Raw genomic sequence first — 22,811 nt, 5'->3', positions numbered from 1 at the left:
AGTACCGGTCCGACGAGTGCCGCGCGTCGTCGTAGCGGGACGCGGCGTGCCCGTCGTCGCCGACGCCGCCGTAGGAGTCGTAGCGGTCGATCCGCGCCCGTCGCGCGTACCGGTCCGGGTCACGGCGGTCCTCGTCGTACCGGTCGGCGTCGGAGTAGTCGCCGTACCCGTCGTAGGAGTCCAGCTCGTCCGCGGGCACCATGCCGAAATACGCCTTCACGCGGTGCAGTGCGGTCATGGCAGCCCTCTCCCCTTCAACGTCGACCAGCCGGGAGGGACGTGCGCGGACCCCGGTGCGGCGGCGGACTACATCCGTGTCATTCACTCACACGGAACGCTAGCTACCGGGCGCCGAGGAGGGCCGTACCGACACGCACACAGGTCGAACCGTGCTCGATCGCGGCTTCCAGATCGCCCGACATGCCTGATGAGAGCGTCGTGGCACCGGGATGAGCGGCCAGGACCCGCCGGGCGAGCTCGGCAAACGTGGCGAACGCCTCGGAGGGGTCGGCGTGCTGCGGGGCCACGGTCATCACGCCGTCGAGTGAGAGGTGCTCGCTCTGCGCGACACGGTCGGCGAGGGCCGGGACGTCCGGGATGGAGGCCCCGCCGCGCCCCGGTGCGTCGTCGAGACTGACCTGGACCAGCACCGACAGCGGACCCGAGCGGTCCCCCGCCTCGACCGCGGTGCCCGCCGCGCGGTCCAGCGCGTCGACCAGGCGGCCGGAGTCCACCGAGTCCACGGCGTGGGCCCACCGGACCAGGTTGCGGGCCTTGTTGCGCTGCAGCCGTCCGACGACGCGCCACCGCACTATCGCGTCGGGGCGCAGCGCGGCGAGCTCCGCGGCCTTGACCGCGCCCTCCTGCTCCTTGTTCTCCCCGAAGTCGGACAGGCCGAGGTCGACGAGGTGGGCGACGTCCGAGGCCGGCCAGGTCTTGGTGACCGCCAGCAACGACACCTCCCCCGGGTCGCGCCCCGCCGCGCGGGCCGCGGCGTCGATGCGGGCGCGCACCTCCGCGAGGGACCGCGCGAGCGCCGCCCGGCGGTCGTCGGCGGCCCGGAGGTCGTCGGGAGCTGTCACGGCCGGTCGTACTCCCACCACGTCACCCCGGCGAAGCGACCGGTCGGGCGGGTGCGGCGGTGACTGAAGAGCTGGTCGTCCTCGAGGGTGCAGCGGGAGTCGGCGTCGATCTTGGCGATCCCGAGGCCCTCGAGCTGGCGGACGAGCCCGGCGTGCAGGTCCAGCGACGGCGTCCCGATCCGGGTCGTCGCCGCGCTGCCGGGCAGCACCGTGTCCACCTCGTCGCGCATCTGCGCCGGCACCTCGTAGCAGCGGCCGCAGACGCTCGGGCCGAGCAGCACCTCGATCCGGTCCCGCTCCGCGCCGAGGCGTTCCATGACCCCGAGCGTGGCGGGCAGGACCCCGGCGGCCGCCCCCGTCCGCCCGGCGTGGGCGGCCGCGACCACGCCGGCCTCGGGATCGGCGAGCAGGACCGGGACGCAGTCGGCGACGACGACGGCCAGCGCCTGGCGCGGGCGGTCGGTGACGAGGGCGTCCGCCGTCGGGACCTCGGTCTGGGGGCCCTCGACGACGGCGACCCCGGTGCCGTGGACCTGGTTCATCCAGGCCACCCGGGACGGGTCGAGGCCGATCTCGCGGGCGAGCCGGTCCCGGTTGGCGGCGACCGCCGCGGGATCGTCGCCCACGTGGTCACCGAGGTTGAACGAGTCGTACGGGGGCCGGGACCGGCCGCCCGCACGAGTGGTCAGTACACGACGGACCCGCACGCCACCATCATCCCGCGCGGCGCCCGGGTGCCCGCGCCCCCTCGCCGTGGCCCCGCTCAGCGCATGAACGACGGGACGTCGACCTCGTCGTCGTCGCCGCGGGTCTTCGCGGCCGGGGCCGCGGCCGCGCCCTCCGTGCTCCCGGCGGCGGGCGACGCGGTGTCGGACGGGGCGGCGCCGGACGAGCCCGAGGCCGCCGCCTCCTCCCGGGAGACGGCGGGCGTGGTCGGCATCGTCGGGGCCGCGGCGACGGCCGGCGGGATCGGGGGCTGCGGGGACGACTGCCGGACCTGACCCGCCTGCGCCGACGCGGTGGCGTGGGACGGCCGGCCCGGCCCACCCGCGCCGAGCATCTCGCCGGGCAGCTTCTTGTGCGTCGGCGCGCCGGAGTCGAAGCCCGCCGCGATGACGGTGACGCGGACCTCGTCGCCGAGGGAGTCGTCGATGACGGTGCCGAAGATGATGTTCGCGTCCGGGTGCGCGGCCTCCTGCACCAGCGAGGCGGCCTCGTTGATCTCGAACAGCCCGAGGTCGGAGCCGCCGGCGATCGAGAGCAGCACGCCGTAGGCGCCGTCCATCGACGCCTCGAGCAGCGGGGAGTTGATCGCCTTCCCCGCGGCCTCGACGCTGCGCCCGTCCCCGCGCGCCGAGCCGATGCCCATGAGGGCGCTGCCCGCCCCCGACATGACGCTCTTGACGTCGGCGAAGTCGAGGTTGATCAGACCCGGGGTGGTGATGAGGTCGGTGATGCCCTGGACACCGGAGAGGAGCACCTCGTCGGCGGAACGGAAGGCGTCCATGAGGCTCAGGGACACGTCGCCGAGCTGGAGGAGGCGGTCGTTCGGGATGACGATGAGCGTGTCGCACTCGTTACGCAGCTCCTGGATCCCGTTCTCGGCCTGCGCCGCGCGGCGCTTGCCCTCGAAGGAGAACGGGCGGGTGACGACGCCGATCGTCAGCGCGCCGAGCTTGCGCGCGATGCCCGCGACCACGGGTGCCCCACCGGTGCCGGTGCCCCCGCCCTCGCCCGCCGTCACGAAGACCATGTCGGCCCCCTTGAGGACCTCCTCGATCTCCTCGGCGTGGTCCTCGGCCGCGCGGCGGCCCACGTCGGGGGCCGCGCCGGCGCCGAGACCGCGGGTGAGCTCGCGCCCGACGTCGAGCTTGACGTCGGCGTCGGACATCAGCAGGGCCTGGGCGTCGGTGTTCACCGCGATGAACTCGACGCCCTTGAGGCCGACCTCGATCATGCGGTTGACGGCGTTGACGCCGCCGCCACCGATGCCGACGACCTTGATCACGGCCAGGTAGTTGTGCGGGGGCGTCATGGGTCCGCCTTTCACCACGGGAGCGCTCGGGGTGACACCGGCCCGACACGCATACGAACCCTCAACCTTCGACCTCATGTGGAGGTCTATGCTTCAGGGCCGCCCCGCCGGCGTCGGGCGCGACCGTAGGCAGCCGACGCGCGCCTTTTCCAGCAGGCGCGCCGGGCGTGTCCTGGTCGGCATCACCCGTTCGCCGAACTCTCGATGTGAGGTCGAGAGTTGTGCCGGCCCTCCGTTCCGGCGAAGGGCGCCCCTTGCCGATCTATACGTGCGGAGGGGCCCTTCGGTCGAAACCGGGTGTCAGCCGGCGACCGAGGCGTACGAGTCGCCGAGGCGGGCGTCGGAGAGCTCGTAGGTCGCGGTCCGGTCGATCGACGTGTCGCGGTAGAGGCCGAGCTTCCAGTAGCTGTAGTCGCCGGAGTAGAGCGTGCCGGCCGGCGGGTGGAAGGCCTTGACCTTCTGCTGGCCGTCCACCCAGGCGTCGACGAGCCCGGTGCTCCTGTTGCTGGAGAACTTCACGTGCAGCACCAGCGTCGTGACCTTCCCGACGACGGCCGGCGCGATCGTCTGGTCGAAGTTCTTCGAGCCGCCGGGGGCGTCCGCGCCGCCGGAGAGGATGAAGTTCCCCTTGCCGATGCGCAGCTCCAGCGGCGGGCTGCCCTGGCCCTCGTTCTTGAACTGCGTGATGAGCTGCCAGGTGTTCGTGTCGACCGGGAAGTCGGGCGCGAGCCGCACGGTCAGGCGGATGTAGCGGTCCTGGCCCTCGGTGAAGTTGTCGACGTTGGGCTCGATCTCGGCGCGCTTGGCCCCGCCCGGCATCGTGAACCGCAGCGCCTTCTGGCCGGGCAGGCCGGTCGCCGGGACGACGGTCGGCTGCTTGGCCCCGACGAAGTTCCACGGCGTGTCCTTGAACATCCCCAGCGCCTGCGCGGTGATGTCCGAGTCCCACAGCGCCTTCGGGGCGGCCGCGGCCGGCGTGCTCGGGGTGGACGTCGGCTTCGTCGTGGTCGTGGGCTTCTGAGCCCCCGGCGACTTCGTCGGGACGGTGCTCACCGCGGTCGAGGGCGTGCTCGCGTCGGGCGCGGAGAGGACCGAGAGCCCGCCGACGCCCGGCACCGCGACCTGCGCCGCCGGGGTGTGCGTCGGCGCCGGCTGGGTCGGCTGGGTCGGTCGCGGCGCCGGCGGCGCCGCGGCGGTGGTGCTCGGCGCGACCGGGGCCGTCGCCGGGGACGGGGCAGACGACGTGCTCGAGGTCGTCAGCCACAGCCGCTGGACCGCCGGGCTCACCGCGCCCGAGCCGCCGAGCAGCACGATGCGGGCCTGCACCTGGGTCGTCGTCGCCGGCAGGACGGTGCGGGCGCCGTCGCGGGTCGGGATCCACCGGCTCCACGCGCCGGTCGGCAGGATGCCGCGGACGTCCACGCGGGCCGTCGTCCCGGGCGGGAGGTCGGCGGTGAGGTCGGTCGTGATCGTGTTGGCGGGCGCGGCGGGGCGCCGGGGTGCGAGCACCATGACCCCCTCCGAGCGCTGCCCGGCCCTCGCCGGCGTCACGAGGCGCACCGCACCGTCGGCGAGCCGCACGTTGACGTCGTCGCCGCCGGAGACCGACAGCTCGGCGCCCCAGCTCTCGCCGCCCGGGACCGCGGTGGCCGAAGCGGCCAGCCCAACGACCCCCGCCAGCAGCACCCCGGCGCCCGCGAGCAGCGCGGCCCGCCGCCGGCGCCGGCCGCGTCGGGGGTCCGGCGGCGTGACGGGTCGCGCACCCGTCCCGGCGTGCGGGGACAACGGGCGCGGCGCGAGCGGCTCGTGGCGGACGGGGGCCGCCCGACGGGTCGGCGTGGCGACGGCCGGGCGGACGGTCACCTCGACGGTGGGGGTCTCGGAGAACAGGTCGTCGACGAGGTCAGCAGGACGCGACACGGGGGGCCTCCACACCGGCGGCGGGGACGTACTGGTTCGGGCCGATGCGCAGCCAGCTGCTGCTCGTGCCCTGGGTGCCGGAGCGCAGCCGGCCGGCGGCGCTGCAGGCGACGGCGACGCGCGCGCCTGCCGCGACGGCGCCCACCGCCGACGAGGTGTCGGTCGGGGCGGAGCGGACGACGAGCGTCGGCGCGCCGGTCGGCCTCGCCAGGCCGGAGGGCCCGGTCGCGGTCCAGAGGTAGGTCACGGTGACCCAGCTGTTGTCCGTCAGGGCCAGGTCGTCGGAGAAGGTGCCGTCGGCCAGGTCGATGCCCGCCGGGTTGGCGACGGTGCGCCCGAAACCGTCCTTGCCGCCGTTGTAGCGCTGCTGGTGGGCGGCCTGCGCCTCCGGGGTGCCGTGCGGGAGGCCCTTCCAGCTCTGGCGGACGGCCGAGGGGTTCCAGTAGTCGTCGGTGGTGTTCCACGGCCCGACGTCCCACACCGGTGACCAGGCGCACCGTCCGTTGGGGGCGCAGACCTTGGCGGTGTAGTCGCCGGTGTTGCGCGGCGAGAGACCGCGGCGCGAGGGCAGGGCGACGAAGTGGTCGCGGGGGGTGATCACGTGGCCGTTGGCGGTGGTGCCGCCGACCAGCCCCTCCCGCGTCGCGAACACCCGGGTGCTCACCGCCGGGATCGGGATCGTCGTCGGGACGGCGGGGGCGGCCGCGCGGGTGCGGTCGGCGGCGAGCCAGAGACGCTGCAGCGCCGGGCCGCTGCCGGCCGGGCCGGCGACGAGGGTGGCGCGGACCTGGACCTGGGTGGTCGCCTCGGGGAGCACCGCCGGGCCGGGGCCCGTGGTCACCCACCCGCTCCAGGTGCCGTCGGCGCGCAGCCCGCGCACGTCGACGAGGACCTCGGCGCCCGGGGGCAGGTCGGCGGTGACGTCCGCGGCCACCCGGTCCACCGGGGTGGCCGTCCGGCGCGGGGCCAGCAGCAGCTCGCCCTCGGCCAGCGGCGAGCGGGCGCTCTGGGCGCGCACGGTGGTGCCGGCGAGGCGGACGGCCCCGGCGGCGGCGACGACGTTGGTGTCGTCGCCCCCCTCGACGGCGAGCTCGGCGATCCACGTGTCCCCCGGGGACGACGCTGCCGCGGCCGCGCGCGCCGGGGCCGAGAGGGGCCCGGCGAGGAGCGCGAGCACCGTGAGCCCCGCCGCGAGCACCGCGCCGAGGGCGGCCCGCGCCGTCCCCCCGCCCCGCGGTGCCCGCCCTCCGGGCCCCCGGTCGCGCCCCGCCCGCGCGGTCGTCCTGGTCATCGCCCTCGCCTCCGCCGTCCCCGGGCGCGGCGCGGCCCCGAACGCCGCGCGCCCCGCTCCCGGAACGCCGCAGAGTTGACGCTCCGTGACACCGGTGGGTCAAGAGCGACAGGAGGTGTGCACGTGAGTGATAGCCAGCCGGGTGACATTCGTCTGCGCAGGTCAATGGGCTGTGAAGGTCACTCGGACGAGGACACCGTGGGCCCCGGACGAGCGTTCCGGGCCCGCGCGGGCACGCGCTGCGACCGCCTGCACCCCGAGAACGGTGACGGTGGGTCACCGATCGGGGGAGCCCGGCCCGGACGCCGTCGCGCGGTGCGCCCGCCCGCGACCCCACGTGTGCTTCCTCTCGCCACGGCCGACGGGGCGCTGCGGCGGACGGTAGGAGTCGCCGCGGCACCGGGTAACCCCGCGCTCCCGACCGCCCCGACGACGAGGAGGGCCGCATGACCCCGATCCCCGACTTCGACCACCTGCCGCTGCCCGCGGTGGCCCAGCGGATCCGCTCGCTCGACCTCGCCGGGCTGGACGAGCTCATCGCCCACGAGCAGGCGCACGGGGACCGGCTCCCGGTCCTCGAGGTGCTGCGCACGCGGCGCCAGGAGCTCGAGGACGGCGCCACGCCCTCCGGCGGCGACCAGGGCGACGTGCACCCGGAGACCACGGGCACCGCGCACGGCTCCCCCGTGGACCGGTCCTCGGCCGCCGAGCCCGGGCCGCCCGACCGCCACGGGCTCCGTCAGGTCACCTGGGGCGGGTGAGGAGGCTCAGGAGACGACGGGCAGGTCCGGGGTCGAGACGTCGTAGGTCGACCCGGGCTGGGTGAGCAGCGGGCCGAGCACGGCCGCCTTGCGGGCGTCGTCGGCGTCCGCGCCCCACCGCACGGTGCGGTCCCCGTCGAGGGTGAAGGACACGTCGTAGGGGCTCCGGGCGGCCATCTCGACGACGCGGCCGCGCAGGTCGGCCGGCAGCGCCCCGAGGACGCGGACGGCGGCCACCGTCGTCGGGTCCGACGGCGACGCGGCGAGGCCCGGCCCCAGCACGAGGCGGGGAATCCCCGCCGGGGCGGCCGGCATGGTGCGGTAGGCGAACCCGGTGCCGTCGATCAGCGCCACCCCGGAGCCCAGCGGCACCGCCGCGACCGGCTCCCGCTCCGTCACGCTCACCGTCACCGTGTGCGGCAGCGAACGGCGCACGTCCACCGTCGCCACCCGCGGGATCGTCTGCACCCGGGCGTCGAGGTCCGCGGTGTCGAGCCAGAGCAGCGACGTGTCCGGGGGCACCTCGGCGGCCGTGCGGACTGCGGGCAGAGTCTCGGGCGAGGCGCCGCCGACCTCGACGTCGGTCACGTCGAACGCCGAGGAGAAGCCGAGCAGCCACACCACCCCGGCCACCACGGCCGCCGCGACCAGCCCCGCGATCCCGCGATGCAGCAGCGTCCGGCGGCGCGCGGCGCGGGCCTCGAGGGCGGCGTGGTCCCGGGGACCACGATCCCGCGGCGGACGGTTCGACGGACGCCGTCGGGAGCGCTCGGCGCCGCGACGTTCCGGGCCGCCCCGCGCTCCGCGGGCCGGGCCGCCGCCGCGCTCCGGGCCGCCCCGTCGGGCCCCCGAGTCCTCCTGACGGCCCGTGGTGCCCGGGGCGCCGCCGGAGCGGGGGGCGCGCCGACGCGGGGAGGCGGGCAGGGGGTCAGCTCCCCGGGCTGGCGGCGCCGACGGTGTCGGGCCGGGCAGGGGCCTCGCGGCGCTCGAGCTCGGCGAGCACCTCCGGGCCGAGCACCGTGACGTCCCCGGCGCCCATGGTGATGACGAGGTCCCCGGGGCGGGCGAGGTCGGCGAGGCGGCCCGGCACCGAGGCCCACGACGGCTCGTAGTGCACTCGGTCGGGCGGCAGGTCGATCCGATCGGCGATCAGCTGCCCGCTGACGCCGGGCTCGGGCTGCTCGCGGGCGCCGTAGACGTCGAGCACGACGACCTCGTCGGCCAGCGACAGCGCCTCCCCGAACTGGACCGCGAAGTCCCGGGTGCGCGAGTAGAGGTGCGGCTGGAATGCCACCAGCAGCCGGCCCCGCTCCCCCACCACCGGGCGCGCCGCCCGCAGCTGCGCGGCGACCTTCGTCGGGGCGTGCGCGTAGTCGTCGTACACCCGCACCCCGGCCGCCTGGCCCCGCAGCTCGAACCGCCGGCGGACCCCGCTGAACGAGGAGAGCCCGGCCAGCAGCCGCGACAGCGGCGCCCCCAGGTCGAGGCCGGCGAGCAGCGCGGCGCACGCGTTGAGCGCCTGGTGCTCCCCCGCCACCCCGAGCCGGACGTGGTGCTCGGAATCGCCCACCCGCAGGTGCAGCAGGCCGGTGGAGGCCTCCGCGCGGTAGTCGAGCACGACGAGATCGGCGCTGTCGTCGGGGTCCGCCCCCCGGCCGTAGCGGCGCACCCGCACCCCGGCGGCCTCGGCGCGGTCGCCGAGCGCGGCGGACCCGGCGTCGTCGGCGCACACCACGAGGCACCCGCCCGGCTCGATCCGCGCGGCGAAGGCGTCGAACACCGCGACGTAGGCCTCGGCGGTGCCGTGGTGGTCGAGGTGGTCGGGCTCGACGTTGGTGACGATCGCGACCGCGGGCGAATACGCGAGGAACGAGCCGTCGCTCTCGTCGGCCTCGGCGACGAACACGTCGCCGTGCCCGTGGTGGGCGCTCGACCCGGAGGCGAGGAGGTCGCCGCCGATCATGAACGACGGGTCGGCGCCGCAGGCCTGCAGCGCGACGACCAGCATCGACGTCGTCGAGGTCTTGCCCGCGCTGCCCGAGACGCAGGCGGCGCGGTGGTCGGCCATGAGCTCGGCGAGCACGGCGGAGCGGTGCAGCACCGGGATGCCGCGGGCCGCGGCCTCGAGCAGCTCCGGGTTGTCCGGGTCGGCCTGGTGCACGGCCTTGGTGGTGACGAGCGCGGTGGGCCCGCCGGGCAGCAGGTCGAGGTTGGACGCGTCGTGCCCGACGGCGACCTCCGCCCCGAGCGTGCGCAGCGCGAGCACCGCGCGGGAGTCCTTGGCATCGGAGCCGGACACCATCGCGCCGCGGGCCAGCAGGATGCGCGCGATCCCGCTCATCGCCGCGCCGCCGGCGCCGATGAAGTGCACCCGCGACAGCAGCCGCGGCAGCTCCGGGATGACCGCCTGCTCGCCCGGCTCGATGGTCGAGCTCCGCTGCTGCGCTCCGTCTCCCGGCTCGATGACCTGGTCCTCGCTCACCGCTCGTTCCCCTCGTGCCGCACCACGCCCCCCATGGTGCCCCCCGGGCTCTCGGCGCCCTCCACCACGTCGAGGACCATCCGCGCCAGTGTCTCGTCCGCGTCCGCGTGCCCGGTCCGCCGGGCCGCGACGCTCATCGCCGAGAGCCGCTCACCGCTGGTCAGCAGGGGGACGACCAGCTCGGCGACCTTCTCCGGGGTGAGGTCGGCGTCCTCCACGAGCTCCCCGCCGCCGTGCTCCACCACGGGCAGCGCGTTGAGCCGCTGCTCGCCGTTGCCGTGCGGCAGCGGCACGTAGATCGCCGGCAGGCCGACCGCGGACACCTCGGCCACCGTCATCGCGCCGGCGCGGCAGATCGCGACGTCGGCGGCGGCGTAGGCGAGGTCCATCCGCTCCAGGTAGGGCACCGTGACGTACGGCGGCGCCCCGGGCACCCGCTCGACCTCCACGGTGTTCTTCGGCCCGTGCGCGTGCAGCACCCCGATGCCGGCTCGACCCAGCGCGGACGCCGCCCCGGCCACCGCCTCGTTGAGCGAGCGGGCGCCCTGCGAGCCACCGAACACCAGGACCGTCGGGGCGTCCGGGTCGAGCCCGAAGTGGGCGCGCGCCTTCGCCCGCAGCGCGCCCCGGTCCAGCGTCGTGATCGCCCGGCGCAGCGGCATCCCGATCACCGGGCCGTCGAGGCCGCTGCCCGGCACCGCCGCGGCCACCGCGGCCGCGTGCCGGGCGCCCACCTTGTTGGCGAGCCCGGCGCTCGCGTTGGCCTCGTGCACCACCACCGGAATCCGCGAGCCCGGCAGCCGGGCGGCGAGGTAGGCCGGCAGCGCCACGTAGCCGCCGAAGCCCACGACGACGTCCGCCTCGACCCGGCGCAGGACCTGCCGGGTCCGCCGGACCGAGCGCAGCACGCGCCACGGCAGCGCGAGGAGGTCCTTCGACGGCTTGCGCGGCAGCGGGACCGGTGGGACCAGCTCCAGCGCGTACCCCCGCTTCGGCACGAGGGTCTTCTCCAGCCCCCGCTCGGTGCCCAGGGCAGTCACCGTCGCGTCCGGACGCAGCCGCCGGACCGCGTCGGCCAGCGCGAGCGCCGGCTCGATGTGGCCGGCGGTGCCGCCACCGGCGACGACGACGGACAGGGGGGCGGGACGGGACCGGTCGGGCACGCGGTGCCTCCTCGGGCGGTCAGGGGGTGCGGGCGCGGGCCCGCACGGGTTCGGGTGGTGGCAGGCGCAGGGCCCGCGCGAGGCGGCCCTGCCCGTGGGTGCGCAGCACCGCCGCGGCGTCGGACTCGTGCCGCGCGAAGTTCGCGAGCAGGCCGCCGGCGAACAGCGCGAGCGCGAGCGAGGTGCCCCCGGAGGACACCAGCGGCAGCGGGATGCCGGTGACGGGCAGGAGCCCCACGACGTAGCCGATGTTGATCGCCGCCTGCACGACGAGCCACACCGTCAGGGTCCCCGCGACGACCCGGATCCACGGGTCGACCGTTCGCGCGGCGATGCGCAGCCCGGTGTAGGCGAGCGTGACGAACAGTGCGATGACCGCCGCCGCGCCGAGGATGCCGAGCTCCTCGCCGATGATCGCGAAGATGAAGTCGTTGTCGGCGTTGGGCAGATAGCTCCACTTCGAGCGGCCCTGTCCCAGACCCTGCCCGAACAGCCCGCCGTCGGCCAGCGAGTACAGCGCCTGCCGGGCCTGGTAGGCCGGACCCAGCGGGTCGGCGCCCGAGGGGTCGAGGAACGCGGCGATCCGGCTCTGCCGGTAGGACGCGACGACGCCGAGCACCACGGCCCCGATCACGCCCGCCGTCCCGAGCAGCACCAGCAGCCCGGCCGGCGCGCACGCGAACCACAGCAGGCCAGCGACGACGACGGCCAGCGAGATCGTGGTGCCGAGGTCGGGCTGCGCGACGACGAGGGTGAGGATCAGCAGGGCCACCGGGACCACGGGCATCAGCGCCTGCCGCCAGCGGCGCGGCGCGGGCCGGTGCCGGACCAGCACGTGCGCGCCCCACAGCGCGAGGGCGACCTTGGTGATCTCGGAGGGCTGCAGGGACACCCCGGCCACGCGGAACCAGGAGCGCGACCCGTTGACCTGCGCGCCGAGACCGGGCACGAGGACCAGCACCAGCAGCACCAGGCAGCCCGCGAGCAGCCAGGGGCTGAGCGCCCGCCACCGCCGCGGCGGCACCCGCAGGCCCAGCCAGAACAGCACCGCGCCCAGGCCCGCGAAGAGCAGCTGGCGGAAGAACACCCCGTAGGCCGAGCCCCCGGCCGCGTAGGCGTTCACCGACGACGCCGAGAGCACCATCACCAGGCCCAGCGCGGTGAGCAGCCCGAACACGGCGAGCACCAGGTGCAGCGAGGTCAGCGGCCGGCCGAGCCACTGCGCCACCGTCCCGCCGACGGCGCGCACCCGCGCTGGGGCGGTCACGACCCGGCGCCGGGATCGGCGACCGGCTCGCGGACCCCCGCGACCCGCTGGGCGGCCGCCGCGAACGCGTCCCCGCGGGCGGCGTAGTCGCGGAACATGTCCATCGACGCCGCCGCCGGGGCCAGCAGCACGACGTCGCCGGGGTGGGCCAGGGACGCCGCCGCGGTCGCGGCCGCCGTCATGGGATCGGGATCCATCGGGCCATCGTCACCCCCGCCGACGTCGACGACCGGCACCTCCGGCGCGTGTCGGGCCAAGGCGTCCAGGAACGCCGCGCGGTCGACGCCGAGCACCACCACGCCGGCCAGCCGGCCGCGGTGGGCGAGCACCAGGTCGTCGACGTGGGCGCCCTTGAGGATGCCCCCCGCAACCCACACCACGCGGTCGTGCGCGGCCAGCGAGGCGGCCGCCGCGTGGGGGTTGGTCGCCTTCGAGTCGTCGAGCCACCGCACGCCGTTCGACTCGGCGACGACGGCGCCGCGGTGCGCGCCCGGCGCGTAGGCCCGCAGACCGGCCGCCACCGCCTCGGCGGGGACGCCGTGGGCCCGGGCGAGGGCCGCCGCGGCCAGTGCGTTGGCCTCCCCCGGCGGCCCGGCCGGGGCGATGTCGGCGAGCGCGGCGAGCCCGGTGCCGCGCCGGTCGCCCTCGTCGGGGAACGCCCGGTCGAGCAGGATCCCCGCGTCGCGGCGCACGCCGAGCTGCCCCGGGTCCGGCTCGCCGCGGGTGAACCCGACGTGGACGCGGGCCGGTGCCGCGCGCAGCAGCGCGGCCGCGCGCTCGTCGTCGAGACCCGCGATCGCGACCCCGCCGCGCAGCACCCGCGCCTTCGCCGCCGCGTAGGCGGCCATCGAACCGTGCCAGTCGAGGTGGTCGTCGGCGACGTTGAGCACCGCGCCCGCGGAGGGCGCCACCGAGGGCGACCACTCGAGCTGGAAGCTGGAGAGCTCGACGGCGAGCACGCGGTGCCCGGCGCGCAGCGCGTCCACGATCGGCAGGCCGATGTTCCCGCAGGCCACGGCGTCCTCACCCGCGGCGAGCAGGATCGCCTCGAGCATGCCCGTCGTCGTCGTCTTGCCGTTGGTGCCGGTGACCGCGAGCCAGCGGGGCGGGCCGTCGGGGCACACCGCCGGGTCCTGGCCGAGCCGCCATGCCAGCTCGGGCTCGCCGATCATCTCGACGCCGCCCGCCCGGGCGGCCAGCGCGAGCGGCGAGTCGGGGCGGAAGCCGGGGCTGGTGACGACGAGGTCGCAGCCGGCGGGCAGCGAGGCCAGGTCGGTGGTCAGCTCGGTCTTGCGGTCCTCGAGCGAGGCCAGCTGTGCGGGGTCCGCGTCCGCGACCGTCACCCGGGCGCCGAGGCCGAGCAGCACGTCGACCACCGAGGCCCCGGTGCGCCGGGCGCCCGCCACCAGCACGTGCTTGCCGGTGAGTCCTGCCGGTCGGCCCAGTTCGCTCATCCGCCTCAGCCGCCCGACGCGGCGAGCCACTCGCTGTAGAACAGCCCGAGGCCCAGCGCGCAGCAGATGGCCGCGAGCAGCCAGAACCGGATGATGACGGTCGTCTCCGCCCACCCGGCCAGCTCGAAGTGGTGGTGGAAGGGCGCCATCCGGAACAGCCGCCGTCGCGTGGTGCGGAACACCGCGACCTGCAGCACCACCGAGAGCGCCTCGACGACGAACACCCCGCCGAGCACGACGAGCAGCAGCTCGGTGCGGGTGACCATCGCGAGCCCCGCGAACAGCCCGCCGAGCGCGAGCGAGCCGGTGTCGCCCATGAAGATGCGGGCGGGTGCCGCGTTCCACCACAGGAACCCGATGCACGCCCCCATCCCGGCGGCCGCGACGAGCGTGATGTCCAGCGGGTCGCGGACCTGGTAGCAGCCGGACGCGATGCTCGTGGCGCAGGAGTTGCGGAACTGCCAGAACGAGACGATGAGGTAGGTCGCGAGCACCATCGCCGAGATGCCCGCGGCGAGCCCGTCGAGCCCGTCGGTGAGGTTCACCGCGTTCGAGGCCGCCGTGACGATGAGGTAGCAGAACAGGATGAACCCGACGCTGCCGAAGCCGACGACGGCGATGTCGCGGACGAACGACAGGTTCGTCGAGGCCGGGGTGAGGCCCTGCTCGTCGGCGAACCGCAGGGCGAGCGCCCCGAAGATCACCGCGGTGACGAGCTGCCCGATGAGCTTCGCGGTCTTGTTGAGCCCCAGGTTGCGCTGCCGCCGGATCTTGATGAAGTCGTCGAGGAAGCCCACGACGCCCAGCGAGGTCATGAGCAGCAGCACCAGCAGCCCGGAGACCGAGATCGAGACGTCCACCGCGAGGTGGGAGACCAGATAGCCGATCCAGATGGCGGCGAGGATCGCGACCCCGCCCATCGTCGGGGTGCCGCGCTTGCCCTGGTGGCTCTGCGGGCCCTCCTCGCGGATCTCCTGCCCGAAGCCCTGCTTGATGAACAGCCGGATCACGTACGGCGTCAGCAGGATCGACACCGCGAGCGCGATCCCGGCCGCGACCAGCACCCCCTTCATCGGGTCGCCTCCCCGGCCAGCAGCGCCTCGGCCACCGTCTCCAGCCCGGCCGAGCGGCTGGCCTTGACCAGCACGACGTCGCCGGGGCCGGCGTGCACCGCCTCGACGGCGGACGCGGCGTCCGGCACCAGGTGGGAGGCGAGCCCGGCGTCGCGGGCGGCCTCGTGCGTGCGCCGCGCGGCCTCCCCGACGACGACGAGGCGGTCGAGCCCGGTGCTCGCGGCCAGCCGGCCCAGCTCGGCGTGCGCCGACTCGGCGTCGGGGCCGAGCTCCGCCATGGCGCCCAGCACCGCGGTGTGGCGACCCTTCATGGCGGCGAGGGTCGTCAGGGCGGCGCGCATCGACTCCGGGTTGGCGTTGTAGGCGTCGTTGAGGACGGTCAGCCCGTCGGGGCGCTCGCCGACCTCCATGCGCCAGCGGCTGCGCGGCTCGGCTGCGCCGAGTGCGTCGGCGACCTGCGCGACCGAGAGGCCGGTGGTCTCCAGCGCGATCGCCGCGGCGACCAGGGCGTTGTCGACCTGGTGGGCGCCGCGCAGCCGCAGCGCCACGTCGGCCTCGCCGGCCGCGGTGACCAGGCGGAAGCGGGCGCGGCCGTCGTCGCCGAGCGTCTCGTCGACGGCGCGGACGTGGGCCGCCGCGGAACGCCCGGCGTGCACGACGCGGGCCGTGGTGCGGTCGGCCATCGCGGCCACCACCGGGTCGTCGGCGCCGAGGACGGCGACGCCGCCGTCGGCCGCCGGCGGCAGCGCCTCGACCACTTCGCCCTTGGCGTCGGCGATCGCCTCGCGGGACCCGAACTCCCCCAGGTGCGCGGACCCGACGTTGAGCACCGCGCCGACCCGCGGCGGCGCCACGCGGCACAGCGCGGCGATGTGGCCGGGCCCGCGGGCGGAGAGCTCGAGAACGAGGTGGCGCGTCGTGGTCATGGCGCGCAGCGCCGTCCAGGGGTGCCCGAGCTCGTTGTTGAAGCTGCCGGGCGGAGCGACCGTGGGCCCGTCGCGCTCGAGCAGCGCGGCGACGAGGTCCTTGGTCGAGGTCTTGCCCGACGAGCCGGTGATGCCGACGACCGCCAGGCCCGTCGTCGCGACCAGGGTGTCCACCACGTGCCGGGCGAGGCGCTGCAGCGCGGTGAGCACCGCGGCGCCGGACCCGTCGTGGTCGGCCTCGAGCACGTAGCCGGCGTGGGTGCCCGGCGTCGGGTCCACGACCACCGCCGGGGCGTCCACCTCCCGCGCGGCCAGGACGCCCGCGGCGCCCTGGGCGGCCGCGGTGGCGGCGTAGGCGTGACCGTCGACCCGCTCCCCGGGCAGGGCCACGAACAGCCCCCCGGGTCCCACGGCGCGGCTGTCGAACTCGACCGTGCCGGTGATGCGCTCGTCCCCGGTCGCCCGGTGCAGCCGCCCGCCGACGAGGCGCGCGAGCTCGGCGAGGGTCAGATCGATCACGCAGGGTCCTCCGGGGTGGGATCGGTCGGGCTCGCGCGCAGCGCGGCGTCGAGCTCCTCGACGTCGGAGAAGGGCAGGGTCTCCGCACCGACCTTCTGGCCGGGCTCGTGGCCCTTCCCGGCGACCACGACGACGTCTCCCGGCCGCGCCGCGGCGACGGCGGCCCGGATCGCGGCCCGGCGGTCGCCCTCCTCGGCCACGATCGCACGGGCGTGCGCGGAGGCCCGCGCCCCGTCCAGCATGGCGGCACGGATCGCCGCCGGGTCCTCGGTCCGCGGGTTGTCGTCGGTGATCCAGACCAGGTCCGAGAGATCCGCGGCCAGGGCGCCCATCACGGGGCGCTTCTCGCGGTCGCGGTCGCCGCCGCAGCCGAGCACCGTCAGGACCCGCCCCGACCCACCCCCGTCGCTCCGCTCGCCCTGGACGACCTGCGCCCGCAGCGTCGTCAGCAGCGCCTCGACGGCGGCCGGCTTGTGGGCGTAGTCGATGACGGCGAGGAAGGGCTGGCCGGCCTGCACGCGCTGCATCCGCCCGGGCACCGCGACCTGCGCGAACCCCGGCGCGAGCCGCGCCGGGTCCAGGCCCGCGGCCTGCCCGCAGCCGAGCGCGACGAGGGCGTTGGCGACGTTGAACGCCCCCGGCAGTCGCAGCGTCACCGGGAGGTCGGCGTCGCCGGGGCCCAGCGCGCGGAAGGTCTGGGTGCCGTCGGGGTGGGCGACGACGTCGGCGGCGGTCCAGTCGGCGTCCTGGCCGGTGGCACTGACGGTGGTCAGCGGCCGGTCGTGCCGCTCGTCGGCCAGGCGGCGGCCCCAGGCGTCGTCGACGCACACCACGTGCGCCGCGGACCGGCCGTCGAAGAGGCGCCGCTTGGCGGCGAAGTAGTCCTCCATCGTCGGGTGGAAGTCCAGGTGCTCGGCCGAGAGGTTGGTGAAGGCCCCGACGGCGTACGCGGAGCCGTCGACCCGGCCCTGCGCGAGCGCGTGGCTGGACACCTCCATCGCGGTGTGGCTCACCCCGTCCTCGACCATCGCGGCCAGCAGCGCCTGTAGGTCGGGGGCCTCCGGGGTGGTGAACGCGCTCGGCACGTGGCGCCCGTGCATGCGGGTCTCGACGGTGCCGATCAGGCCCGTGGTCGCGCCCGCCGCGGCCAGCGCCGCCTCGAGCAGATAGACCGTCGTCGTCTTGCCGCTCGTGCCGGTGACGCCGAGCAGCGCGAGCCGGTGCGACGGGTCGCCGAAGACCAGCGCCGACGCCGGGCCGAGCGCCTCCCGGGGGCGCGGGTGGACCAGGACCGGGACGGCGGCGCTCGCGAGCGCGGGACGGGTGGCGCCGTCGGGGTCGGTGAGCACCGCCGCCGCGCCGCGCCCGAGGGCCTGTGCGGCGAAGTCGGCGCCGTGGGCGCGGGCCCCGGGGACGGCGGCGAAGAGCTCGCCCGGCGCGACCTCGTGGGCCCGCAGCGAGGCTCCGGTGACTGTGGCCGACGGGTCCCCGCGCAGGTCGGGCGGGGTGCCGGTGGCCTCGGCGATGCGCGCGGCGAGCGCGTCCACGGAGGTCGGGACGACGTGCCGCGGGCGGATCACGTCGGGGCCCGGCGGGACGGTGTCCCCGGAGGGCTCCACGGCGGTCCGACTCGGCGCGGGCACGGGCGAAAGGCTACTCACCGTCCCGCGCGGACCCGCCCGCGCCCTCCGTGCGTGCGGCACCCCGGACGCCGTCGGACAGGGCGCGCACGTGGGCCGCCACGGCGGCCCCGGTGCGGACGGCGTTGCCGGTCGCGAGCAGGTCGAGCAGGGCCCCGCGCAGCACCGCGAGGACCAGCGCGCGCTCGGCGGCCCCCCCGGGCGTGCCGACCACCGCGGAGGGCTGGTGCGCGGCGAGCAGGAGGTCCCAGTCGGTGACGGTGTCGCGGGCGAACCCCCGCCACGGGCCCGGCTCTCCGGTGACCGAGCGGCTGTAGGCCTCCAGCCAGAGCCGCAGCAGCGGCCGGTGCTCCTCCGCGGCGAGCCAGCGCCACACCCGCTCGGTCACGGTCGCGAGCCCGGCGTCGTCGGGCAGGTCCTCGAGCACCCGGAGCTGGTCGGCCCGGGAGCGGCCCAGGAGCGCGCGCACCAGGCCGTCCTTGCTCCCGAACAGGTAGAGCAGCACCCGGGGGCTCGACCCGATCGCCTCGGCGAGCGGGCGCAGCGACATGTCGGAGAGCCCGTGCGCGAGCACCCAGCCGTAGGCGGCGTCGAGCAGTTCCCGCCGCCGGGCGGAACCCTCGTCCACCCCCGGCGTCGCGGAATCGGTCGCGGTCACGGAGCACAGTGTGCTTCACTGAAACAGTCGTTTCAGTGAAGGGGGCGTGTTCTCGTGGGGGACGTCGTGCTGCGGGACGCCGACCGGCCCGGTGACCTCGGGTGGGTGCTCATGGCCCACGGCGAGCGCTACGCGGCCGAGTACGGGTGGGCGGTCGAGGCCGTGACGGCGCGGATCGTGGCCGATTTCGCCGCCGACGCGGTCCCGGGCCGCGACGCGGCGTGGGTGGCCGACCTCGACGGCCGCCGGGTCGGCTCGGTGTTCTGCGTGCGCGAGGACGCGACCACCGCGCGGCTGCGCCTGCTGCTGGTCGAGACGGACGTCCGCGGGCTCGGCGTCGGGCGGGCCCTGGTGGAGCGCTGCGTGTCCTTCGCGCGCGACGCCGGCTACGCCCGGCTGGTGCTGTGGACCAACGAGCCGCTCGCCGCCGCGCGGGGGATCTACCTGGCCGCGGGGTTCGTGCGCGAGGGCGAGGAGATCCACACCGAGTTCGGGGAGGTGTTGCTCGGGCAGTCCTATGTGCTTCGCCTGTGAGCACTTTCCGGGGTCATGACCCCGGAAAGTGCTCACGGGCGCGGAGCGCACCTAGGGCAGCTGGAGCGGCACCATGCGCGGCGGCGCCGTGGAGACCGGCACGTTCCCGTGCGCGGCGAGGTAGGTCGAGATGTCGTGGAAGAGCGGCGCGGCCGAGTCCCCGCCCGGTGGGGCGTCGAGCATGAGCGCCACCACGTAACGCGGATCCGCGGCCGGGAACATGCCGGCGAACGTGATCCAGTACGTCGACTTCGCGTAGCAGCCACAGCTCGGGTCGACCTGCTGCGCGGTGCCCGTCTTCCCCGCCACCGGGTAGCCGTCCATCGCGGCCTTCGCGCCGGTGCCCTCGTTCGGGCTCTTCCCGCCCTGGGTCACCGACTGCAGCATCTGGCGCAGCGTCTGCGCCGTCTGCGGTGACATCGCCCGGATCCCCGCGGGCTGCGGGGTCGGGCTGCGGACCCCGTCCGGCCCGACGGTCGCCGAGATCACCCGCGGCGGGACGCGCACCCCGTCGTTGGCGACGGCCTGGTAGATGCTGGCCATCTGCAGCGTCGTCATCGACAGCCCCTGCCCGATGGGCAGGTTGCCGAACGTCGAGCCCGACCAGTCCGCGCGCGGCGGCACCGACCCCGGGCTCTCGCCGGGGAGCTCCACCCCGGTCCGGGTCCCGACGCCGAGGCCGGACAGCATCTGCGCGAAGCGGTCCGGGCCGAGGCGCTGGGCGGTCATGAGGGTGCCGACGTTGGACGACTTGCCGAGGACGCCGTTCATCGTCATCCGGACCGGGCCGTGCGACCAGGCATCGTTGATCGTCCGGTCGGCGACCTTGATGCTGCCCGGCACCGTGACCACGTCCTCGGGCCTGATCAGCCCGGCGTCCAGCGCCCCGGCGAAGGTCACCACCTTGTTCACCGAGCCGGGCTCGAAGGGCGTCGTCACGGCGGCGTCGCCCGACGCGGGCGCCCCGCCCGCCGCGCTGTTGGCCAGCGAGAGGACCTGCCCGGTCTTCGCGTCGAGGACCACCGCGCTGCCGTCCTTGGCGCCGGTGCGCCCCACGTAGGCGGACAGGTCCTGCTGCACCGTGTACTGGAGGTCCGAGTCGAGCGTCAGCACGACGTCGCGACCGGCCTGGGCGGGCTGCTCGGCCCGCGTGCTGCCGGGGATGACGGCGTCGCTGCCCTCGGCGGTGTCGACGATCCGGAAGCCGTCCTGGCCGGCGAGGGTGGGGTCCTGGGCGCTCTCGAGGCCGACGTTGCCGCTGACACGTCCCTTGTCCAGGCTCCAGGACGCGCTGCCCACCACCGAGCCGCCGACGTCGCCCGCCGGGTACTGCCGGGACTCGCGGTCCTCCGCGGCGATCTCCGGGAACTGCGCCTGGATGGTGCGGGCCGCAGTCGGGTCGACCAGCGGGGCGAGCACGACGTAGCTCTTGTCGCTCTCCAGCGCCTGGAACAGCGCGAACGGGTCGGCATGCAGGATCGCGGCCATCCCCTGGGCGATCTGCACCTTGCGCTGGTCCGGGGTCGCCGTGCCGGGCACGGCGCGGACCTCGGGCTTGGACCAGTCCGCGGTGATCCGCCGCGGGTTCGCCGTGAGCGCCTTCGCCTCGACCGAGAACGCCAGCGGGGTGCCGTTGCGGTCGAGGATCGCGCCGCGCTCGGCGGGGATCACCAGGCGGGTCATGCGCTGCTTGGCGGCGTCGGCGGCCAGCGAGCCCGCGCTGATCGCCTGGACCTCGACGAGCTTGCCCGCCGCGACGAGCAGCAGCACGACGAGCACGAGCCGCCCGACGCGCAGCCGGCGGCGCGGGTCCGGCGGGGACGGCGCGCGCCGGGCCCTCGGCGGGGGCCCCGACGGCGGACCGGGACGGCGTGCGCCGCCGCGACCGGGCGGGGGCACGGGTCGGCGGGGCCCGGGGGCCGGTGGTCCCCAGCGGTCGCCGCGCGAGCCCTGGCGCGACGGCGGGCGGGTGAGGGTCGCGGGCAGGCGCGCCATCAGCGGCCTCCGACCCGCGCCGGCGCAGCCGGCGCGGCCGGGACCGTGGTGATCGAGCCCGCACCGGCCGGCGCGGGGTCGCCGGCGGCGACGCTCTCCCCGGCGCCGGCGGGCGCGGGGGCGGGGGCGCCGCCGGTCGAGGCCTGCACCCCGGAGCGCGGGTCGCCGGCGAGCGCCTCGGGGTCGGGCGGGGTGGCGGGGTTCGCGTCGGCCACGGGGCTCGCAAGGGCGGCGGGCTTCGGAGCGGGCGGCGGCGCGGCGGCCCGGGCCTTCGAGGGGGTGCCGACCACCTGCGACGTGCCATCGGGGTGCACGAGGACCACCGCGGGCACGCCGCCCGGCACCATGCCGATCCGCTGGGCGGCCGCCGCGAGGGCGGGCGCGGACTGCATGGCCGCGACGTCGCGGTGCAGCCGCTCCACCTCCTCGGAGCGGTCCCGGGTGGCCTGGCGGGCGGCGTCGAGCCGGTAGGAGTCCGCGGCGGCGGCGGTCGAGAGCCACAGCGTGGCGACGAGACCCGACGTCAGCAGCACCATGATCAGCAGCACGAACGGCGCGGTGCCGCCCGTCGAGTCGGTGGCCGCGGTCGTCGTGCGCTCGGCCCGGGCGCGCGCCCGGGCCGACGAGGCCCTGGCCCCGCCCCGGGTGGTGGTGGCGCGGGGGGCGGTCGTCGCACCCGTCGTCGTCGCACCCGTCGTCGTCCGGGACGCCGTGGTCCCCCGGGTCGACCCGGCGCGCGGCGTCGTCGCGGGGGTGTCCGGCGCCCCCGCCCGGCTCCCGCGCGGGCTCCCCGACCGGGCGGCGGTCCGCGCCGCGCGTTCGAGCGTGCTCGAGCTCATGCCGCCTCCCGGACACGTTCCGCGGCACGCAGCCGCACCGAGGCCGCCCGCGGGTTCGCGGCGATCTCGGACTCGTCGGCCTTCTCCGCGCCGCGGGTGAGCAGCGCGAGCTCGGGCTCGTCCTCCGGGCGCACCACCGGCATGTCCGGGGGTGCCGTGGTCCGCGAGCGCGCCCCGAGCGCCCGCTTGACGATCCGGTCCTCGAGCGACTGGTAGCTCATGACGACGATCCGGCCGCCGACGGCGAGCGCGTCCATCGCGTCGGGCACCGCGGTGGCGATCGCGTCGAGCTCGCCGTTGACCTCGATGCGCAGCGCCTGGAAGGTCCGCTTGGCGGGGTTGCCGCCGGTGCGGCGGCTCGCCGCGGGGAGGGCCTGCTCGAGGAGGGCGACGAGCTCCGCGCTGGTGCGCAGCGGAGCCCGCCGCCGGGCACGCACGACGGCCTCGACGATGCGCCGGGCCTGTCGCTCCTCCCCGTGGTCACGGAGCACCCGGACGAGCTCGCCGGGCGCGTAGGTGTTGAGGACGTCGGCGGCGCTGGGCCCCGTCGTCGGGTCCATGCGCATGTCGAGGGGGGCGTCGCGGGCGTAGGAGAACCCGCGCTCGTCCTCGTCGAGCTGCAGCGAGGAGACCCCGAGGTCGAACAGCACGCCGCGGACCGGGCGCAGGCGCAGGTCGTCCAGGACGTCGGCGAGCTCGTCGAACACGGCCCGCACGAGGTGGACGCGGCCGGCGTGTCGCGCGAGCCGCTCGGTCGCCAGGCGCAGCGCCTCGGGGTCGCGGTCGAGGCCGACGAGGGTCAGGTGCTCGTGGCGGTCGAGCAGCGCCTCCGCGTGTCCGCCGAGACCGAGGGTGGCGTCGACGACGACGGCGTCGGGCGCGGCGAGCGCGGGGTCGAGCAGCTCGAGCACCCGGGCCAGCAGGACGGGGACGTGCCGCGCGGAGGTGGGGCGGGCCGCGTCCTCCGCGACTTCGTCACCCTCCGCAGTGGTGCGCATGTGGGTGATTTCTGAGGCGTCGTCACCGCCGCCCCGTGGCTCCGGGCCCATCGTCGCCTCCACCGCTCTCGCCGGGGCCCCACTGATGTCGGGTCGCGGGTCCGATCGTGCCCCGGGCCGGGGGAACGGATGCCGTCACGTCCCGGCCCGCAGGGCGGGCGGACCTGGCACCGG

19 protein-coding genes are annotated in these 22,811 nt (G+C 76.3%); 2 read left to right on the top strand and 17 right to left on the bottom strand.

Annotated elements, in window-relative coordinates; translation table 11 throughout:
* Positions 1-341 precede the first annotated feature (341 nt).
* The 5 genes from VGH76_RS11105 to VGH76_RS11085 all read right to left on the bottom strand — a co-directional run bounded on the left by VGH76_RS11105 (position 342) and on the right by VGH76_RS11085 (position 6,328).
* Positions 342-1,082: a YggS family pyridoxal phosphate-dependent enzyme gene (locus tag VGH76_RS11105; protein WP_331556741.1), complete on the bottom strand. Its 741-nt coding sequence runs from the start codon at positions 1,080-1,082 to the stop codon at positions 342-344.
* Positions 1,079-1,789, bottom strand: coding sequence for a peptidoglycan editing factor PgeF (pgeF, locus tag VGH76_RS11100; protein WP_331556740.1), 711 nt, complete (start codon positions 1,787-1,789; stop codon positions 1,079-1,081). Before pgeF ends, VGH76_RS11105 begins: the two co-directional genes overlap by 4 nt.
* A 56-nt stretch (positions 1,790-1,845) precedes the next feature.
* Entirely contained in the window at positions 1,846-3,117 is a 1,272-nt protein-coding gene (gene ftsZ / locus VGH76_RS11095; protein WP_331556739.1) for a cell division protein FtsZ, read from the bottom strand.
* A 300-nt stretch (positions 3,118-3,417) separates the two neighbouring features.
* Entirely contained in the window at positions 3,418-5,037 is a 1,620-nt protein-coding gene (locus VGH76_RS11090; RefSeq protein WP_331556738.1) for a polysaccharide lyase, read from the bottom strand.
* Positions 5,021-6,328 (bottom strand): hypothetical protein, encoded by a 1,308-nt coding sequence (locus VGH76_RS11085; RefSeq protein WP_331556737.1) that lies wholly within the window; start codon positions 6,326-6,328, stop codon positions 5,021-5,023. The genes VGH76_RS11090 and VGH76_RS11085 overlap by 17 nt, the downstream gene beginning before the upstream one ends.
* A 446-nt stretch (positions 6,329-6,774) precedes the next feature.
* Here VGH76_RS11085 and VGH76_RS11080 point away from each other — a divergent pair, with 446 nt between their 5' ends.
* Positions 6,775-7,089, top strand: coding sequence for a hypothetical protein (locus VGH76_RS11080; RefSeq protein WP_331556736.1), 315 nt, complete (start codon positions 6,775-6,777; stop codon positions 7,087-7,089).
* A gap of 6 nt (positions 7,090-7,095) precedes the next feature.
* Here VGH76_RS11080 and VGH76_RS11075 read toward each other — a convergent pair whose 3' ends face one another.
* From VGH76_RS11075 to VGH76_RS11035, 9 genes are all read right to left on the bottom strand, one after another.
* Positions 7,096-7,713 (bottom strand): cell division protein FtsQ/DivIB, encoded by a 618-nt coding sequence (locus VGH76_RS11075; RefSeq protein WP_331556735.1) that lies wholly within the window; start codon positions 7,711-7,713, stop codon positions 7,096-7,098.
* Positions 7,714-8,017: 304 nt separating this feature from the next.
* A complete protein-coding gene (murC, locus tag VGH76_RS11070) occupies positions 8,018-9,430 on the bottom strand; it encodes a UDP-N-acetylmuramate--L-alanine ligase (protein ID WP_414637707.1) in 1,413 nt (470 codons plus the stop codon).
* Between the two features lie 137 nt (positions 9,431-9,567).
* A complete protein-coding gene (gene murG, locus VGH76_RS11065) occupies positions 9,568-10,734 on the bottom strand; it encodes an undecaprenyldiphospho-muramoylpentapeptide beta-N-acetylglucosaminyltransferase (protein ID WP_331556734.1) in 1,167 nt (388 codons plus the stop codon).
* 19 nt (positions 10,735-10,753) lie between these two features.
* Positions 10,754-12,001: a putative lipid II flippase FtsW gene (ftsW, locus tag VGH76_RS11060; protein WP_331556733.1), complete on the bottom strand. Its 1,248-nt coding sequence runs from the start codon at positions 11,999-12,001 to the stop codon at positions 10,754-10,756.
* The gene (gene murD / locus VGH76_RS11055; RefSeq protein WP_331556732.1) at positions 11,998-13,455 is read right to left on the bottom strand and encodes a UDP-N-acetylmuramoyl-L-alanine--D-glutamate ligase; all 1,458 of its coding nucleotides are present in this window, start codon (positions 13,453-13,455) and stop codon (positions 11,998-12,000) included. Before murD ends, ftsW begins: the two co-directional genes overlap by 4 nt.
* A gap of 5 nt (positions 13,456-13,460) precedes the next feature.
* Positions 13,461-14,528, bottom strand: a complete 1,068-nt coding sequence (mraY, locus tag VGH76_RS11050; protein ID WP_331556731.1) for a phospho-N-acetylmuramoyl-pentapeptide-transferase — start codon at positions 14,526-14,528, stop codon at positions 13,461-13,463.
* Entirely contained in the window at positions 14,525-15,973 is a 1,449-nt protein-coding gene (locus VGH76_RS11045) for a UDP-N-acetylmuramoyl-tripeptide--D-alanyl-D-alanine ligase (RefSeq protein ID WP_331556730.1), read from the bottom strand. The genes mraY and VGH76_RS11045 overlap by 4 nt, the downstream gene beginning before the upstream one ends.
* Complete coding sequence (locus VGH76_RS11040; protein ID WP_331556729.1) at positions 15,970-17,616, bottom strand: UDP-N-acetylmuramoyl-L-alanyl-D-glutamate--2,6-diaminopimelate ligase; 1,647 nt, start codon at positions 17,614-17,616, stop codon at positions 15,970-15,972. Before VGH76_RS11040 ends, VGH76_RS11045 begins: the two co-directional genes overlap by 4 nt.
* A gap of 10 nt (positions 17,617-17,626) precedes the next feature.
* Positions 17,627-18,271: a TetR/AcrR family transcriptional regulator gene (locus tag VGH76_RS11035; protein WP_331556728.1), complete on the bottom strand. Its 645-nt coding sequence runs from the start codon at positions 18,269-18,271 to the stop codon at positions 17,627-17,629.
* 54 nt (positions 18,272-18,325) lie between these two features.
* Here VGH76_RS11035 and VGH76_RS11030 point away from each other — a divergent pair, with 54 nt between their 5' ends.
* A complete protein-coding gene (locus VGH76_RS11030; RefSeq protein WP_331556727.1) occupies positions 18,326-18,805 on the top strand; it encodes a GNAT family N-acetyltransferase in 480 nt (159 codons plus the stop codon).
* Positions 18,806-18,856: 51 nt separating this feature from the next.
* On the opposite strand, the gene VGH76_RS11025 is transcribed toward VGH76_RS11030, so the two are convergent.
* Genes VGH76_RS11025 through rsmH form a run of 3 tightly spaced genes read right to left on the bottom strand, consistent with a single transcriptional unit; the run spans position 18,857 to position 22,637 of the window.
* Positions 18,857-20,800: a penicillin-binding protein 2 gene (locus tag VGH76_RS11025; RefSeq protein ID WP_331556726.1), complete on the bottom strand. Its 1,944-nt coding sequence runs from the start codon at positions 20,798-20,800 to the stop codon at positions 18,857-18,859.
* The gene (locus VGH76_RS11020) at positions 20,800-21,639 is read right to left on the bottom strand and encodes a hypothetical protein (RefSeq protein ID WP_331556725.1); all 840 of its coding nucleotides are present in this window, start codon (positions 21,637-21,639) and stop codon (positions 20,800-20,802) included. Before VGH76_RS11020 ends, VGH76_RS11025 begins: the two co-directional genes overlap by 1 nt.
* Entirely contained in the window at positions 21,636-22,637 is a 1,002-nt protein-coding gene (rsmH, locus tag VGH76_RS11015; RefSeq protein ID WP_331556724.1) for a 16S rRNA (cytosine(1402)-N(4))-methyltransferase RsmH, read from the bottom strand. The genes VGH76_RS11020 and rsmH overlap by 4 nt, the downstream gene beginning before the upstream one ends.
* Positions 22,638-22,811 lie beyond the last annotated feature (174 nt).

The sequence above is a fragment of the Actinomycetospora sp. genome (genome assembly GCF_036497585.1).
In the GTDB taxonomy this organism is placed as follows: domain Bacteria; phylum Actinomycetota; class Actinomycetes; order Mycobacteriales; family Pseudonocardiaceae; genus Actinomycetospora.
This window is presented reverse-complemented; position numbering and strand designations above follow the sequence as displayed.